General features: G+C 61.1%; 15 protein-coding genes. 6 read left to right on the top strand and 9 right to left on the bottom strand.

Annotated features, from left to right (window positions below; translation table 11 throughout):
- Window positions 1–264: 264 nt before the first annotated feature.
- The gene (rhuM, locus tag EI293_RS10895) at window positions 265–1,293 is read right to left on the bottom strand and encodes a virulence protein RhuM/Fic/DOC family protein (RefSeq protein WP_125437495.1); all 1,029 of its coding nucleotides are present in this window, start codon (window positions 1,291–1,293) and stop codon (window positions 265–267) included.
- A gap of 161 nt (window positions 1,294–1,454) precedes the next feature.
- On the opposite strand from rhuM, the gene EI293_RS10890 reads away from it, so the two are divergent.
- The 6 genes from EI293_RS10890 to EI293_RS10865 all read left to right on the top strand — a co-directional run bounded on the left by EI293_RS10890 (window position 1,455) and on the right by EI293_RS10865 (window position 7,694).
- A complete protein-coding gene (locus tag EI293_RS10890; protein WP_125437493.1) occupies window positions 1,455–2,168 on the top strand; it encodes an SDR family NAD(P)-dependent oxidoreductase in 714 nt (237 codons plus the stop codon).
- 127 nt (window positions 2,169–2,295) lie between these two features.
- Complete coding sequence (locus EI293_RS10885; protein ID WP_125437491.1) at window positions 2,296–3,603, top strand: cryptochrome/photolyase family protein; 1,308 nt, start codon at window positions 2,296–2,298, stop codon at window positions 3,601–3,603.
- Between the two features lie 57 nt (window positions 3,604–3,660).
- Window positions 3,661–4,329, top strand: a complete 669-nt coding sequence (locus EI293_RS10880) for a TetR family transcriptional regulator C-terminal domain-containing protein (protein WP_125437489.1) — start codon at window positions 3,661–3,663, stop codon at window positions 4,327–4,329.
- Window positions 4,330–4,467: 138 nt separating this feature from the next.
- The gene (locus EI293_RS10875) at window positions 4,468–5,784 is read left to right on the top strand and encodes an ABC1 kinase family protein (RefSeq protein ID WP_125437487.1); all 1,317 of its coding nucleotides are present in this window, start codon (window positions 4,468–4,470) and stop codon (window positions 5,782–5,784) included.
- 122 nt (window positions 5,785–5,906) lie between these two features.
- On the top strand, window positions 5,907–6,770 hold the full coding sequence (locus tag EI293_RS10870) for a dienelactone hydrolase family protein (RefSeq protein ID WP_246010613.1): 864 nt from the start codon (window positions 5,907–5,909) through the stop codon (window positions 6,768–6,770).
- 438 nt (window positions 6,771–7,208) lie between these two features.
- The gene (locus tag EI293_RS10865; protein WP_125437485.1) at window positions 7,209–7,694 is read left to right on the top strand and encodes an Mpo1 family 2-hydroxy fatty acid dioxygenase; all 486 of its coding nucleotides are present in this window, start codon (window positions 7,209–7,211) and stop codon (window positions 7,692–7,694) included.
- Between the two features lie 83 nt (window positions 7,695–7,777).
- Here the strand turns inward: EI293_RS10865 and phhA are convergent, their stop codons facing one another.
- The 8 genes from phhA to EI293_RS10825 all read right to left on the bottom strand — a co-directional run bounded on the left by phhA (window position 7,778) and on the right by EI293_RS10825 (window position 16,614).
- On the bottom strand, window positions 7,778–8,536 hold the full coding sequence (gene phhA / locus EI293_RS10860) for a phenylalanine 4-monooxygenase (protein WP_125437483.1): 759 nt from the start codon (window positions 8,534–8,536) through the stop codon (window positions 7,778–7,780).
- Between the two features lie 293 nt (window positions 8,537–8,829).
- A complete protein-coding gene (locus tag EI293_RS10855; protein ID WP_125437481.1) occupies window positions 8,830–9,564 on the bottom strand; it encodes a phenylalanine 4-monooxygenase in 735 nt (244 codons plus the stop codon).
- A 393-nt stretch (window positions 9,565–9,957) separates the two neighbouring features.
- Window positions 9,958–10,344 carry a hypothetical protein gene (locus tag EI293_RS10850; protein WP_125437479.1) on the bottom strand — a complete coding sequence of 129 codons (387 nt, stop codon included), beginning with the start codon at window positions 10,342–10,344 and terminating at the stop codon, window positions 9,958–9,960.
- Between the two features lie 265 nt (window positions 10,345–10,609).
- On the bottom strand, window positions 10,610–11,971 hold the full coding sequence (locus EI293_RS10845; RefSeq protein WP_170170339.1) for a helix-turn-helix domain-containing protein: 1,362 nt from the start codon (window positions 11,969–11,971) through the stop codon (window positions 10,610–10,612).
- Between the two features lie 333 nt (window positions 11,972–12,304).
- Window positions 12,305–13,318 (bottom strand): 3-deoxy-7-phosphoheptulonate synthase, encoded by a 1,014-nt coding sequence (gene aroF, locus EI293_RS10840; RefSeq protein ID WP_125437475.1) that lies wholly within the window; start codon window positions 13,316–13,318, stop codon window positions 12,305–12,307.
- Between the two features lie 201 nt (window positions 13,319–13,519).
- Window positions 13,520–14,299: a tryptophan synthase subunit alpha gene (gene trpA / locus EI293_RS10835; RefSeq protein ID WP_125437473.1), complete on the bottom strand. Its 780-nt coding sequence runs from the start codon at window positions 14,297–14,299 to the stop codon at window positions 13,520–13,522.
- Window positions 14,300–14,422: 123 nt separating this feature from the next.
- Window positions 14,423–15,619, bottom strand: a complete 1,197-nt coding sequence (gene trpB / locus EI293_RS10830; RefSeq protein WP_125437471.1) for a tryptophan synthase subunit beta — start codon at window positions 15,617–15,619, stop codon at window positions 14,423–14,425.
- 86 nt (window positions 15,620–15,705) lie between these two features.
- On the bottom strand, window positions 15,706–16,614 hold the full coding sequence (locus EI293_RS10825; RefSeq protein ID WP_125437469.1) for an ABC transporter substrate-binding protein: 909 nt from the start codon (window positions 16,612–16,614) through the stop codon (window positions 15,706–15,708).
- Window positions 16,615–16,619: the final 5 nt, after the last annotated feature.

Genomic DNA, 16,619 nt, shown 5'->3' with positions numbered 1-16,619 from the left:
GTGCAAGCTACGCAACGGGGCGGGATTCGTCAGCGAATTTTTGCTAAATGATTATTTTTCGCAGAAAACAGGTAGTGTGGGATGTATGAGACAGGGCGGCTGTAGAAACGCGACACTTCGCATCTCGTCGTTGCTGAGGTCGTTTATTCAGAGCAGATCAGGTCTTTTAATACGGGGAAGCGAAGTGTCACGTGTCATCACAGGATGTTCATACAGCGTCGTTCAAAGACGAGGCGCGAAGTGTCGCGTCTCTACACGGTTTCGTCAGTTTTCCTGATTAATGAGGTTGACCACCAGCTTCACCATCACGTCTTTGTCCTCCGGTTTGCTTTCGGCAATGAGCAACGTGAGGGCCACCAGGGCGTTGTCGGCGAGGCGGCGGGAGCCGTCGGGTTTGTAGAGGCAGTGGTTCTTGTCCATGAACCACACGAATAGGAAGGCGGCAATGCGCTTATTACCATCGGAAAACGAATGGTTTTTCACCACGAAGTAGAGCAGGTGGGCCGCTTTTTCCTCCACGCTGGGGTACAGCTCTACGCCGTCAAAACTCTGGTAAATCGTGCGCACTGAGCTCTGGAACGATTCATCCTTCTCCCGCCCGAACAGTACGCTGCCCCCGAACTGCTGGCGCAGGCCATCCACAGCCTGCAAAGCGGCCTCGTAGGTCAACTCAAATGGCGTATCTGGCGAGGTAGCCGTAATGCGCAGGCGCTGATGGTCGTACTGGTCGAGCACGTCGAGGGCGCGGGCGTAGTCGCTGAGTACACGCAGCAGGGCCGTGGTCTGGTCAGGGGTGAGCTCCTGGTTTTCCAGCAGTTCGCCCTGCAGCCGCAGCAGCTGTTTCAGTTCGGTAAGCTGGCGGGCATCTTCCCGTAACCGTTTCTCATTCAGCGCGAAGCCCTGCACCAGATACTGACGCAACACCTGCGTGGCCCACTGCCGGAACTGCGTGCCCTTTTTGGAATTGACCCGGTACCCGACGGAGATGATGACGTCGAGGTTGTAGTAGTCGGCCGGGCGGCCGCCTTCCGCTTTACGCTTCCTTTCACCTTCAAAATCGCCCTCCGTTGGCTCAAAAAGACTTCTGTGCATTTTTTGCACAGAAGTCTTTTCGTCCAGTTCACCCGTTTGAAATATGGTGCGCAAGTGCTTGGTAATCACACTTCGTTCTCTGCCAAACAGCTCGGCCATCTGCGCCTGGGTAAGCCAGAGGGTTTCGTTCTGGAGCTGTACTTCCAGCTGAGCGCGGCCATCGTCCGATTGGTAGAGCAAAATATCCTGGGTTGGTTCCATATAGCTGGATAAAAAGGCAAAACACGCGTCCAATCAGCAATATGCAGAATCAGCAACGGGCCGCCAAGCTCGATTGGCACCCCATTCCCATATCCAACCCCCAAAACTTTCCCGTAACCGTTCAGTTCTGAACCCACTCCCTCACTCCTGACTTCGCACACATGGAATTTGCCGACAAAAACATCCTCATCGTAGGGGCTTCCTCGGGCATTGGCCTGGCCACGGCCCGGCTGCTGAGCAAGCTCGGCGCCCACCTCTACACCGCCTCCCGCCACGAGTCGGCGGAGCTGGCCGAGCTGAACACCACCTTTCTGCCGCTCGATGTGCTGCAGCCCCTGGGCACCGCCCTCGACGCCCTGCCCGAGGTGTTGCATGGCGTGGTGTACTGCCCCGGTTCCATCAAGCTGCGCCCGTTCGAGCGGATTCCGGCTGACGATTTCCGGGCTGATTTCGAGCTGAACGTGATGGGCGCGGTGCAGGTACTGCAGGCCAGCATGAAGCGGCTGAAAAAGGCCAACGGGGCCTCGGTGGTGCTGTTTAGCACCGTGGCCGCCGAGACGGGCATGGCGTTCCACGCCAGCATTGCCACCGCCAAGGCGGCCGTGGAAGGCCTCACCCGCGCCCTCGCCGCCGAGTATGCCGCCAGCGGCGTCCGGGTGAATGCCGTGGCCCCGTCGCTCACCAACACGCCGCTGGCCGCCGCCCTGCTCAGCACCCCCGAGAAAGTGGAAGCCGGCGCCAAGCGCCACCCGCTCCAGCGCATCGGCGAGCCCGAAGACCTGGCCTACATGGCGTCTTTCCTCCTCTCCGACCACGGCTCCTTCATCACCGGCCAGGTGCTGCCCGTGGATGGCGGCATGGGCCGGCTGAAGTAGTGAGTCGTCTGTCATCCTGAGCGGAGCGAAGGACCTTATCACGTTAGAACGGTTTTCTCCGACGTAATAAGGTCCTTCGCTCCGCTCAGGATGACAAGCTGGTTTCATTCTCTCTCACTTCTCTCCTATGAAAGTATCCCTGTTCTGGCACCGGCGCGACTTGCGTTTTCAGGATAATGCCGGGCTGGCCGCCGCTTTGCAGGGCGACCAGCCGGTGGTGCCGCTGTTCATCTTCGACCCCGAAATTCTCGACAAGCTGGAAAACCGCCAGGATGCCCGCGTCATGTTCATCTTCGATGAAGTGCAGCGGCTCGTGGCCGAGGCTAAAGAAGCAGGTGGCACCATGCTAGTGCGCTACGGCAAGCCGGAAAAGATGTTTGCCGACCTGCTGAAGGAGCTGGACGTAGCCGCCGTGCACACCAACCACGACTACGAGCCCTACGCCGCCACCCGCGACGCGGCCGTTACGGAACTACTGGCCAAACACCAGATTCCGCTGCGCACCTATAAGGATCAGGTTGTCTTCGAGAAGGACGAGGTGCAGACCAAAACCGGCCAGCCCTACAAGATTTACGGCCCCTACAAGCGCGCCTGGCTGGCCCGCCTCACCGAGGACGACTACCGCCCTCACCCTTCCGCCGACCACCTAGATAAGCTGGCCCACGTGCCGGCCGGCGCCCGCCCTACCCTCTCCGATATGGGCTTTGAGCGCAGCCCCGAGCACATTCCGGGCCGGCGACTGGCTTCCCGCACCCTGGAGCAGTACGCCGACACTCGCGACCTGCCCGCCCGCGACTCGACCAGTCGAATGGGTTTGCACCTGCGCTTCGGCACCGTGAGCATCCGTCACCTGGTGCAGCGGGCGTTGGAGGCCAAGGCCGAAATCTGGCTGAGTGAGCTGATCTGGCGCGACTTCTTCATGCAGCTGATCTGGCACTTCCCCCACACCGCCCACGAAAGCTACGACCCCAAGCTTCGCGACATCCAGTGGCGCAACAACGAGGACGAGTTCCGGGCCTGGTGCGAGGGTCGCACCGGCTACCCGCTTATTGATGCGGGCATGCGCCAGCTCAACGCCACCGGCTTCATGCACAACCGCGTGCGGATGGCCACGGCCAGCTTCCTGATCAAAAACCTGCTCATCGACTGGAAATGGGGCGAGGCCTACTTCGCCGAGAAGCTGCTCGACTACGAAATGGCCTCCAACGTGGGCAACTGGCAGTGGGTGGCCGGCACCGGCGCCGATTCGCAACCTTGGTTCCGTATTTTCAGCCCCGATTCGCAGCTGGCCAAGTTCGATAAGCAGCACGCTTACGTAAAGCAGTGGGTGCCCGAGTTCGGCACGCCGCGCTACCCCAAGCCCCTGGTGGAGCACCCCGCCACCCGCGACCGGGCCCTGGCCGCCTACCGCGCCTCCCGCGACCTGCACGCCTAGCCAAATCCGGCCCGGTTTCTCACAACTTTCAGCCGCTGACGCGGTTATCCTGCTACTATGAAACAGCAACCCACGCCCGCTCCCGAAGCCACTTTCTCGCCCAAAGAACGGATCAAGCAAGCCTACCTCGACTACGTGCTGCGCAAAGGCAAGCCGCCGATTTCGGTGTTCAAGCTGACCCAGAAGCTGGGTTTGCCCGAGCAGGAATTCTACGCCAGCTATGCCAATTTTGACGCCATTGACCGGGAAATCTGGGCCGACTTTGGCCGCGAGGCCCGCGCCACGGCCGCCCGCGAGCCGGTGTGGGAGCAATACGGCGCCCGCGAAAAGCTGCTGGGCTTCTACTACACGCTCATCGAGATTCTCAAGCACAACCGCAGCTACGCCCTGCAAAGCCTTCGCCGCTCGCTCTCCAAAATGCCCGGCATCACGCCCCGCGTGTTGGACGATTTCCGGCAGGATTTTGAGGCCTTCGTGGAAGATTTGCTGCGCGAAGGCCGTCGCACCGAAGAAGTAGCCAGCCGCCAGCTGGTACAGCACGGCTACCCGCGCTTCTTCTGGCAGCAGCAGCTGTTCGTGCTCGGCTTCTTCGCCAAAGACGACACCGTAAACTTCGAGCGCACCGACGCCGCCATCGAAAAGGCCGTGACCCTGAGCTTCGACCTGGTAGGCCGCAACACCCTAGATTCCGCCGCCGATTTCGTGCGGTTCTTAGTGCGCCGGTAAGGCTTTTCAGTTGTATCAGACGGTCATGCTGAGCTTGCCGAAGCATCTCTGCCGCTTCGTTGTTGTAGTAAGGCAACAGTGCGGTAGAGATGCTTCGGCAAGCTCAGCATGACCGTTTTTGGTTTATACTACATTCTCATGGACGATACCCCCAAGTCGCTTACTTCCCTGCCCACCACCAAAGTGGCTCGGGCAGCGCGCTTCGCCAAAACCGGCCTCAACGTGGGAGCCAACTACGTAAAGCACTACGCCAAGCGGGCCGTGGGCGCCGATAGCCCCACCGAGGACCTGCACGCGGCCAATGCGGCCGAGCTGTACGGCACGCTCAGCGAAATGAAAGGCTCGGTGCTGAAAGTGGCCCAGATGCTGGCCATGGAAAAGAACCTGCTGCCCACCGCCTACGCCGACCAGTTTGCTCAGGCCCAGTACCAGACCCCGCCCCTCTCGGGCCCGCTGGTGGTGAAAACGTTTCGGGAGGCGTTCGGCAAGTCGCCGTTTGAGGTGTTTGACGAGTTTGATATCGAGGCCCGGCAGGCGGCCAGCATCGGGCAGGTGCACGCAGCGCGCAAAGACGGCCGGGAGCTGGCCGTGAAGGTGCAGTACCCCGGCGTGGCCGACAGCATCCGCTCCGATATCCGGCTGGTGAAACCCATTGCCCTGCGCGTGCTGGGCCTCGATGAAGCCACCGTGCGCCCCTACATGCAGGAAGTGGAAACCCGCCTGCTCGAAGAAACCGACTACGCCCTGGAGCTGCGCCGCGGTCAGCAGATTGCCGCCGCCTCGGCCGGTCTGGCGCATTTACAGTTCGCCCAATACTACTCCGAGCTATCGGCCGCCCGCATCCTGACCATGGACTGGCTGCCTGGCCGCCACATGAAGGAGTTTTTGGCCACCAACCCCAGCCAGGAAGTGCGCAACCAGCTCGGCCAGGCCCTCTGGGACTTCTACATGTTCCAGCTGAACGAGCTGCGCCAGGTGCACGCCGACCCGCATCCCGGCAACTTCCTGCTCACGGATACAGACGGCGGCACCGTGGGCGTGCTGGATTTTGGCTGCGTAAAGGAAATTCCGGCCGATGTGCATCGCCTGTTCACGGCCCTGCTCACGCCCGAAACCCTCGCCGACCCCGCCCGCCTGGCGGCCCTACTGGAAGAAGGCGGCGTGCTCCGTGCTGACGACCCGGCCGCCCGCCGCGCGTTCTACGTGGATACCATGCGCGCCTCGCTGGAGCTGGTGGGCCGCCCCTTCCGCCAGCCCACCTTTGATTTCGGCGACCCGGCCTACATGCAGAGCCTCTACGCCCTCGGCGACGACCTGATGCAGCAGCCCGAGCTGCGCCAGCAGCGCGAGCCCCGCGGCTCCGAGCACTTCATCTACCTCAACCGCACCTACGTGGGCCTCTACGCCCTGCTCACCGAGCTACGCGCCTCCATCCGCACCAATCCTGCCGAATAATTGAGGGTTTCCAAACTAAACCGGCAAACCATAGTTTAAGCATCCCGGAGCAACTCGTGTACTTACACGAATAGCTCCAGGATGTTTTTTTTTCTCTCCTCATCTTCACCTCCCCTTTTTCCATGAAAAGATTCTGGACCCTTTGCGCCGCGCTGCTGAGCGTGGTATCGGTGGCCTCGGCCCAATCGACGATGAGCTGCTGCACCAAGCCCGCCGCCGGCCAGGCTGCTACCGAAGTATTCGCCATGCTAGCCTCCAACGAGGATTTCTCGGGCGGCCACGATGCCCCGCTGCCCTTCACCTACGCCGGCGAAGGCGGCATGATTGAGTTCAAGACGGCCGACGGCCAGATGGGCAAAGCCTTCGAAATCAAGAGCAAGACCAAGTCGGACAAGTACCTCTTCGTGATTCACGAGTGGTGGGGCCTCAACGACTACATCAAGCAGGAAGCCGGCCGCTTCGCCGAGGAGCTGCCCGGCGTCAACGTCATTGCCCTCGACCTCTACGACGGCCAGGTAGCCACCGACGCCGACATGGCCGGCAAGCTGATGCAGGGCGTGAAAACCGAGCGCGCCCAGGCCATCATCAACGGCGCCCTCACCTACGCTGGCCCCAAAGCCCAGATCAGCAGCATCGGCTGGTGCTTCGGTGGCGGCTGGAGCATCCAGACGGCCCTGCTGGCCGGCCCCAAAGCCAAAGCCTGCGTGGCTTACTACGGCATGCCCGAGAAGGACGTAGCCAAGCTCAAGACGCTGAACACCGACGTGCTGTTCGTTTTCGCCAAGCAGGATAAGTGGATCAACCAGGAGGTAGTAGACCAGTTCCGCAAGGACATGGCCACCGCTAAAAAAGGCCTCACGGTGAAAACCTACGACGCCGACCACGCCTTCGCCAACCCCTCCAACCCCAAGTACAGCAAGGACTTCGCCGCTGACGCCCACGCCGCCTCGGTTGCCTACCTGAAGAAGAACCTGAAAGTAAAATAGCTTTCTGCAGTACCGGCCGCAGTAGCGCGAACTGTGTAGTTCGCAACCCCGCGCCGTTAGAATCCGTGTCGTTCCGGGGCGCGAACTACATAGTTCGCGCTACAGACCGCCCCACAAAAAAGAGGCAGCCCAAATGGGCTGCCTCTTTTTTGTGGGGCGGTCTGTAGAGACGCGACACTTCGCGTCTCCCGGTCAGAACAACCGGAACCGCGCCACCGGAACCGCGCCACCGGAACCGCGCCACCGGAACCGCGCCACCGGAACCGCGCCACCGGAACCGCGCCAGTACGCGCTGGCATGTATTGCCCAAACGACATGCAGACCTGAACAACGTCAGCACGCGCCGAGACGCGAAGTGTCGCGTCTCTACAACCGTACAGGGTTTTCCAGACCGCGGAGAATCTGCTACCTTATTGGCTCCCACCAATGTTCCGCGCCATGTCTACCGCCCTCGTTTCTCCGGTTCAGCGGCTGCTGAACGAGTACGCCGAAAGCCACCAGAATCCTACCAATAAGCTGGTGCACTGGGTATGCGTGCCGCTGATTATGTTCGCCATTCTGGGGCTTCTGTGGTCGGTACCGGTGCCTGCGGCGGTGCGGAATATCAGCCCGTGGCTTAACTGGGCTACCGTAGTGATGGTGCTGGCGGTGGGGTACTATGTGCGCCTCTCGGGGCGGCTGGCTGTGGGCATGGTGCTGGTGTGGCTACTAATGGCGCTGGGGTTGCGCGTGGTGGATGCCGGGGCGGCCCTGCCCCTCTGGGCCGTGTGCCTCATCGTGTTTGTGCTGGCCTGGATTGGCCAGTTCTGGGGCCACAAGGTGGAGGGCAAGAAGCCCAGCTTCCTCAAGGACCTGCAGTTTCTGCTCATCGGCCCGCTGTGGCTGCTCCATTTCATCTACCGCCGGCTGGGCTGGCGGTATTGATGGTTTGCTGGACAAAGTAGCCCGTCATTCCTCGCAGGCTCGGAATGACGGGCTACTTTGTCCAGCAAACCATCCCTCAAAACCTACTCCAACAGCCGCGCCTGCAGCTGAGCCAGGCTTTCGGGGAGCTGTTGCATGTCGGTCAGCACGAAGTAGAGGTCTTGGAATTTATCCTTCTCGAAGGGCGTATCCAGCACGCCATCGAGGGTGAAGGGCAGGCGGGTTGGCGCGTCGCTGAGGCTGAACTTCACCTCGCCGTGTGAGGACAGCAGCCCGGCCCCGTAGATGCGCAGGCCGTCGGGCTGATGAATCAGGCCGAACTCGGCCGTGAACCAGTACAGGCGCGTGAACTGCTCCAGGGTGCCGGGCCAGCGTTGGCCGTGGTGCACGGCGGCCGCCCCCAGCTTCTGCAGAAAATCGGCGAAGCCGGCATCCGTCAGCAGCGGCACGTGGCCGAATACGTCGTGGAACATGTCGGGCTCTTCGAGGTAATCGAGCTGCTCGAGAGTGCGCAGCCAGGTGGTGGCGGGGAACTTGCGGTCGGCCAGCAGTTGGAAGAACACGGCGTCGTCCACGATGCCGGGCACTACCACCAGCTCCCAGCCGGTCAACTCCTGCAGGCGCGGGTTCACCTCCCGGAAATCAGGAATGGCGTCGCGGGTGAAGCCCACCCGGCGCACGCCTTCCAGAAACTCCTCGGCGGCGCGGCCGGGCAACAGGGCCATCTGGCGGTCGAACAGCAGTTGCCACACGTGCTGGTCGGCAGCGGTGTAATCGGCATAGACCTGGTTGAGCAGCGGCAGGATATCGGAAGCAACGGGGGCGGCAGAAACAGACTGCATAACGAAAACGGAAATGGTGGAAAAAGAAAAAGCCTGCCTCCGCAGAGAGCGGAAGCAGGCTTAAAAAGACGTTGGGGAGGGTGAAGTGCTAGTTTCAGTTCCTCGCGTACGCCGCGGCCGCTCCGCTCCGGAGGGGAGCGTAATAGGTAGCAGCGTAATAATAGCAGGACGTGAACAGCAGCATGTGGGGCAAAGGTAAGCGAGTTTTTGGATTTATGAATTGATAGAGGGACGTCATTCCGAACCTGCGAGGAATGACGTCCTTTTTCCACCCGCATTCACTTCACCATCCCCTACTCCACCGGCTGCAGTTCCCAGCCTGAGGACAGCAAAGCAGCCAGTTCGGCTACGCTTTCGGTGAGCTGTTCCCAGCTGTTGAGCACGAAGTATTGGTCCTGGAGGTGGGCTTCGCTGTAGGGTGTGTGCAGCACGGTGGCTAGGTCAAAGGGGAAGCGGCGCGTGATGTCGCCGATGCAGTGATGGATTTCGCCCGAGGACGAGAGCAGGCCGGCCCCGTACATGCGTGTCTGACCGTGCTCCTCCACCAACCCAAACTGCACCGTGAAACCGTAGAGCCGCTCGAGGCGGGCCAAAGCCACGGCATCGTCGAGGTGCTGGGCGGCTACCTGGCCCAGGAAGTGCAGGAAATCAGCGAAGGCCTGGTCCATGAGCAGCGGCACGTGGCCGAACACGCCGTGGAACAGGTCGGGCTCCTCGATGAAGTCGAACTGCGCCATGCTCCGGATCCAGACGGTGGCCGGGAACTTGCGCTGGGCCAGCAACCCGAAAAACTCAGCATCGTTGAGCATGCCCTGCACCGGCTCCAGCTGCCAGCCAGTGGCCTTCTGCAGGCGCTGGCTTACTTCCTGGAAGTCGGGAATGGCGTTGCGGTGGAAGCCTACGGCCTCCAGACCTTTACCGAAGGCCGAGCAGGCACGCTTGTGCAACAGGGCCGTCTGGCGGTCAAACAATACCTTCCAAACCAGCTGGTCCTGCGTGGTGTACCGGTCGTAGTGTTGCTGTATCATAGCGCGTACAGGGCAGAAAAAAAGCCCGGCTCCTGGGGAGGAGTCGGGCTCTTAAGTGGATTTCAGAGAAGGAGAAGCATGCTGTGTTCTACCTTTCATACCCGCAAAAGCGCCCGACCTCGCCCTGGACAGGACGATTAATGGTCATAAAGCGTTTCGCGTTTAGGTTCAGCATGATGATGCAAATATAGAAGACTTCTGGAATAAACAAGTTTTCAACGGCCTTATTATTTATACCCTCTTCCCATACAATACACATACTTTCCAGTCAATATACCTTTTTTCTTTGAGTCATTTTCGGGATAACAATACCTATTATCAGCAACACACTATCAAATCGGAAGGCATTAACTGCTAAAGACTCATAAACCAGGCACCATCTAGCATACTGGATTACAGCTGGCCGTTGGGCTCGTAGGTCATGCTCAGCCGGGTGTCGCCGGTGATTTTGAGGTCTACTTTGGCTTGCTGGGCAGACGGGTTGAGCAGCAGCGCCGTGGAGCCGGCCATGAACCGCAGCGTGCCCCGCTCGCCGGGAGCCAGCGTCGTCTTGCCGAAGATGCCGCCGCCCCGGGGCCGCTCCTTGAATTCGACCGGCACTTTACCCACGTTGTGGGCTTCTACTTTGAAGCCGCCCAGCTGGCCGCCGCCCAGCACGAACTGCTTGCCCGGCTCAATGAGCAGATTGGACGTAATACCCGCCCAGCAGGCCGTAATGAATAGCAACAGGGCAGCGAAGGTGGCAACGGCGGCCGGACGGGAAGGCAGGGAAATACGCATGACAATTGGAGGTTGAAGTGAAACGATATCCCAAAGGAACTGCCCCCGCCGCCCCCAAACGCCCCGATTTACGGCCTGGGACGCCTCAACTTATAGCTTGACACCCGGCAGCTGTAGAGACGCGACCCTTCGCGTCTCGCTATTGCTGAAGTTGTTTGATTGGCGCAGTTCCGGGTCGTTCAACGCGGAGACGCGAAGTGTCGCGTCTCTACATCGTGCTTGGCGCGGGGCCGGTCTTTCAACGATTAGACGCAAGCATGCGTCTCTACAGCTGCCGGGCGGCTTCGCTGGGGGTCTGGCCACGGAGCTTTTTAAAGACGCGGTTGAATGTGGACTTGGAGTTGAAGCCGGCTTCCAGGGCCACGGCCAGTAGCGTGTAGTGGCGGAACTGCGGGTCGCGGAGGCGGCGCTCGGCCTCGCGCACCCGGTATTCGTTGATGAAGTCGTTGAAGTTCTGGCCGCAGCCGGAGTTGATGACCTTCGAGAGCCAGGACGTGTTGGTACGCAGCTGGGTAGCCAGCTCGCCTAGCGTCAGCTCGGGCTCCAGGTAGGGCCGGGCAGTTTGCATGTGGGCCAGCAACCGGGCCGTCCAGCGGGCCAACTCTGCATCGGGCTCGGCGGCCGCTTCAACTGGCGCTTCGGCCGCCGCGTCGGCCATCAATGGTACACTGGTAGCCGACGCGGCGGGCGAAACAGTTATTTCAGGCACCCCGGGTAACGCATCGGCAACTGTCCTTTCGTCTGCAACTGGTGCAATGGCAACAGATACTCCGGTGGCGGCTTCCACCGTTAGTAACGAGGTTGCAGACGGAGCGGCGGCGGCTGGCAACTGGAAGCGCAGGGCGGCGAGGCGGTAACCCGTCAGCAGGCCCGAGATACTGAGGTAGTAGATCAGCAGGCCTGTGAACAGGTAATCGTACCAGTTCTGCACATAGTTCAGGGGCGTGATGAAGAGGTTAACAACCCCGAACACCAACGTGACGCCGGTGCCTACCACCACGGCCACCAGCACGTTGCGCAGCCACCGGAACCGGAGCTGCTCGGTATCGGAGAAGTTGTCGTTGAGGTAGCGGGCGTAGGCGCGGTAGGCGCGCAGCGTATGCACCGCGTAGGCCAGCACCGAGAGGTAGCCGAGCGTATCGGCCAGCAGCCCGATGGGCTGGTAGTCGGCCCAGCTGGCCAGCTGGCCTTTGGTGCCGAAGTGGGATATCAGCGGCTGGCCTAGCAGCCCGTGCCACCAGCCAATATCGTAACTGAATACCATCAACATCCACGCCACCACCGCCAGCGCGGGCGCAAAGTGCCACCAATGCCGCCGTTCCATTCGGAACTCCTGGTTGGTGAGGCTGCGGAAGTAGAAATACAGCGTCGGCCCCACCGCCAGCCAGTTGCTAAACGGCCAGTAAAACATGAACGTCGTGCGGGCATCGTGCGAGTCGTACCAGCCAGCAAAGCCCAGCATCCACTGAGCCAGCCGCACGGCAAACAGCAGCAGTAGCAGCGCCAGCCAGCCGTCGGCCGCCGTATCCTCGCGCCGCCGCCGCGCCCACAGCACCGCCGCCACAATGATGCCTTGCAGGAAAAACGGCAGCAGCAAGCCGCTGTAGAGGTTGAAACCGAAGAACATACCGGCAAGGTAGCAGTAGATCGGGTTTCGGCTATATAAAAAACCCGGCCCGGCTTCCATAGGCCGGGGCGGGTTGTGTGATGTAGAGACGCAATAGTTGGAGTCTCGTCGTTGCTGATGTTGTTTTGAGTGGTGCGGTTCCGTCCGTTCAACGACGAGACGCGAAGTGTCACGTCTCTACATCTTGCTGAATTGCATCTGAAACCGAATAGAACGTCATGCTGAGCTTGCCGAAGCATCTCGCGTGCTGACACTGGATTACTACCCCAACGTCAGCACGCGAGATGCTTCGACAAGCTCAGCATGACGGCCTTTTTTGCCTACCCAACTCGCTTATTCCAGCTCCTGGCGCAGGGCGTACACTTTGCGCAGGTTGCGGATCAGGCGTTCCGACTCGGCGAAATTCAGAGTCTGGGCACCGTCGGAAGCAGCTTCTTCGGGCTTCTCGTGGGCTTCGTAGATGATGCCATCGGCACCGGCCATGACGCCGGCCAGCGCCATGGTGGGCACGTATTCGCGGATGCCGATGCCGTGGGAGGGGTCCACGATGACGGGCAGGTGGGTTTTCTCCTTCAGGATGGGCACGGCGTTCAAATCCAACGTGTTGCGCGAGGCGGTTTCGAAGGTGCGGATGCCCCGCTCGCAGAGAATCAGCTTCTCGTTGCCGCCCGAAAACACGTACTCGGCCGACGACAGCAGCTCCTCGATGGTGCCCGAGATGCCACGCTTAATCATCACCGGCTTATCCACGCCGCCCAGGGCGTCGAGCAGGTTGAAATTCTGGGTGTTGCGCGCCCCCACCTGGAACACGTCCACGTAGTCGTGCATCTCCTCCACCTGCGACACCTGCATCACCTCCGTCACAATCTTGATGCCCCGTTCCCGGGCCATGCGGTGGAAATCCTTCAGGCCTTCCATGCCCAAACCGCGAAACGCGTACGGCGACGAGCGGGGCTTGAACACGCCCCCGCGCATGATGCGCACGTCGTTGTCCACGAGGTGCTGCATAATCAGCTCCATCTGCTTTTCGCTTTCGATGCTGCACGGGCCGGCGGCCAGCGTGAGCGAGCCTTCCCCGATGCGCACCCCGTCGCCGAGGTCGAGGACGGTGGGGCGCACGCGCCACTTGCGGCTCACCAGCTTGTAGTCGTCGGATACGCGGTGGATGTCCAGGATGCCGGGCAGCTGGCCGATGGCGCGCAGGTCCACATCGGCCTTGCCGATGGCCACCAGGTAGTGGGCGCGCTGGGTTTTCACCTCTGTAGCTTTGTATTTCAGCTCCAGAATCCGGGCTTCAATAGCGGCTTTCTGGGCTTCGGTGATGTGGGGGTCGAGTTGGATGATCATGTGGGGAGAAAGAAAAATACCAGCACGTCATGCTGAGCAAAGCGGAACGTAGTCGAAGCATCTCTACCGCTTCGGTGGCCGTTCTCCATAGCCCAGGGTTTAAACCCTGGGCTATGGAGCGGTTATCATTCATTCAAAATGAGTTAGCCAGCGGTAGAGATGCTTCGACTGCGCTCAGCATGACGTTCTATTGGATGGTGCTTAAGCCAGCACAGAAGAAACAAACCGCTTAGCTGCGGCCGGGGCGTCGTCCACGCCGTCGAGGGCGCGGATGAAGGCGGAGCCGATGATGGCACCCTCTGCGTACTGGCAGGCATTCTGGAACGAGGCTTTGTCGCCAATGCCGAAGCCGATGAGGCGGGGGTTGCGCAGATTCATGGCCTCGATACGCTGGAAATAGGCTTCCTGCACGCCCTCGGCCTGGGTGTTGGCCCCACCCGTAGTGCCGGGGCCCGACACGAGGTAGAGGAACGAATCCGTCAGCTCGTCGATGCGGCGGATGCGCTCCGGGGCGGTTTGCGGGGTGATGAGGAACACCGGCCGCAGGTTGTGGCGACGGAAGATGTCCTGGTACTCGGCCACGTAGTCGTCGAGGGGCAGGTCGGGCAGGATGATGCCATCGGCCCCGGCGGCGGCGGCTTCGCGGCAGAAGTTGTCCACCCCGAATTGCATCACCGGGTTGAGGTAGCCCATCAGCAGAATCGGCGTTTCGGGCACGCTCTCCCGGATGCCTTGCAGCTGCTCGAACAGCACCCGCAGGTTCATGCCGTTCTGCAACGCCACGGTGCTGCTGGCCTGAATTACCGGCCCATCGGCCAGCGGATCCGAAAACGGCATCCCAATTTCGATGAGGTCGGCCCCGGACTCGCTCAAGGCTTTGAGGATGGGCACCGTGTCGTGCAGGCGGGGGTAGCCGGCCGTGAAGTAGATGTTGAGCAGGTTTTTCTGCTTCTTTTCGAAGGCGTCTTTGATTCGGTTCATATCAGCGGCCCTGTCATCCTGAGCGGAGCGAAGGACCTTATCACGGTTGGTTTATTACTGAACGATGTCGTTCACGCGTGATAAGGTCCTTCGCTGCGCTCAGGATGACAGACGGTTTGGGCGTTACATAATGGCGTCAGCGTACTTGATGTAGGTTTCCAGGTCCTTGTCGCCGCGGCCGGAGAGGTTGATGACCACCACGTCGTCGGGTCCGGCGCCGAGCTGGTCGAGGGCGGCCAGGGCGTGGGCGGTTTCCAGGGCCGGGATGATGCCTTCGAGGCGGCTGCATTCGGCCACGGCTTTCAGGGCCTGCTCATCTTCGATGCTGATGAAACGGGCGCGCTTGGAATCGGCCAGGAAGGCGTGCAGCGGCCCGATACCGGGGTAGTCGAGGCCGGCGGAAATGGAGTAGGGCTCGGTAATCTGGCCGTCCTCGTCCTGCATCAGCAGCGTGCGGCTGCCATGAATCACGCCCGGCGTACCCAGTACCGAAGTGGCGGCTGAGTGGCCCGAGTAGATGCCGTGTCCGGCCGCTTCCACAGCCACCAGCTGCACCGAGGGCTCCTCCAGGAAATGGTAGAACGCGCCGGCCGCGTTGGAGCCGCCGCCCACGCAGGCCACCACATACTGGGGCAGCTCGGAGCCGGTTTTTTCCAGCAGCTGCTTGCGCATTTCCTCGCTGATAACGGCCTGCAGGCGCGCTACCAGATCGGGGTACGGGTGCGGGCCGACCACCGAGCCGATAATGTAGTGCGTGTCAACGGGGTTCGAAATCCAGTCGCGGATGGCCTCGTTGGTGGCGTCCTTGAGGGTGCGGCTGCCGCTCATGGCCGCCCGCACCTCGGCCCCCAGCAGGCGCATGCGGTACACGTTGGGCTTCTGCCGCTCCATATCGATTTCACCCATGTACACGATGCACTCCATGCCCATCAGGGCGCACACCGTGGCGGTGGCCACGCCGTGCTGGCCGGCGCCGGTTTCGGCAATGATGCGCGTTTTGCCCAGGCGCTTGGCCAGCAGAATCTGCCCCACAGTGTTGTTCACCTTGTGGGCGCCAGTGTGGCAGAGGTCCTCGCGCTTGAGGTAGATGCGGGTGTTGTACTTGGCCGACAGCCGCTTGGCCTCGAACAAGGGCGTGGGCCGGCCCACGTAGTCGCGCAGCAGCTGCTGGTATTCCTGCTGGAACTCCGGCTCGGCCATGATGCTCAGGTATTGCTGGCGCAGCTCTTCCACGTTGGGGTAGAGCATTTCGGGAATGAACGCGCCCCCGAACTGGCCGTAATAGCCGCGCTCCGTGGGTTGTTGGTAGGTTGGTTTCATGGTTGGTTTCTCGCAGTGTCTCGGGGTGGGTGGCGCAGGGTCTCGCAGTGGATTCCCCCGCGAAATCAGACGCAAAAAAAGGGTTCTTATAACAGGTCGTTGGTCATGACTTCCGACAGCGGCAGCTTCCGGGTTTCTAGGCCATGCTCGGCCAGCCAGTCCAGGTAGCGCTGCACCTTGGCAGGGCTCATGTGGCCCCAGCCAGGGCCACTACCGTAGTATTCGGCCGTGTACTGCTGGCTTTCGAGCAGGAAACCGGGGTTGCGGTCGGCGGCCGGCACTAGCTTTTGCAGCAGTGCTACCGCCTCTTCCGGGTGGTCTTTGGCATGCAGGAAGCCCTGCCTGGACACCCGCAGAAACGTCCGGTAAGCCTTCCCGTTTTCCAGCACCCGCTTTTCCGACGCCATGATGACGGGCGAATAGCCGTACGGAATGCCATACTCGGCCAGGCGGAAGCTGGTTAGCTCCACGCCCTGCTGCCGGGCCTGCACGCCTTCCCAGTTATCGAAAATCCAGGTCGCGTCGGCCTGCTGCTGCAGCAGCGTGTTCCAAATGCCCAGCTTCTCGGGGTAGGTAATGGTCAGCGGGCCGGTAGCGCCGTCGTTTTCCAGCATTTTCGCCACTATCTGGTCTTCGTAGCGAGCCTGGTACGAGGCGTAGATTTTGCCGGCCAAATCTTTGGGCGACTGAATATCCGGGCGCTTGAGCGTCACGATGCTGCTCAAGTCTGCCGTCAGCAGGGCGGCCACGGCTATGGCGTCGAACGGCTGGGCCTTGATGCGGTAGCTGATGATGCTTTCCAGCGGGCAAAGCGCAAAATCGGCCTGGCCCAGCTCTACCTTCTTGGCCGGAGTCAGGGCGTAGTTGTCGGCCTCCGGGGTCAGCAGCTCGACTTCCAGCCCGTGCTGCGCGTACCAGCCCAACTCCTGGGCCACTACGAAGCCCGTGTGGTTGGTGTTTACCGTCCAGTCCAGCGCAATCTTTATTTCGCTCATAGCTT

Origin of the sequence: Hymenobacter perfusus, assembly GCF_003944765.1 — a bacterium.
Taxonomy (GTDB): Bacteria; Bacteroidota; Bacteroidia; order Cytophagales; family Hymenobacteraceae; genus Hymenobacter; species Hymenobacter perfusus.
Note: the sequence above shows the minus strand (reverse complement) of the source record. Positions and strands in the feature narration are given on the sequence as shown.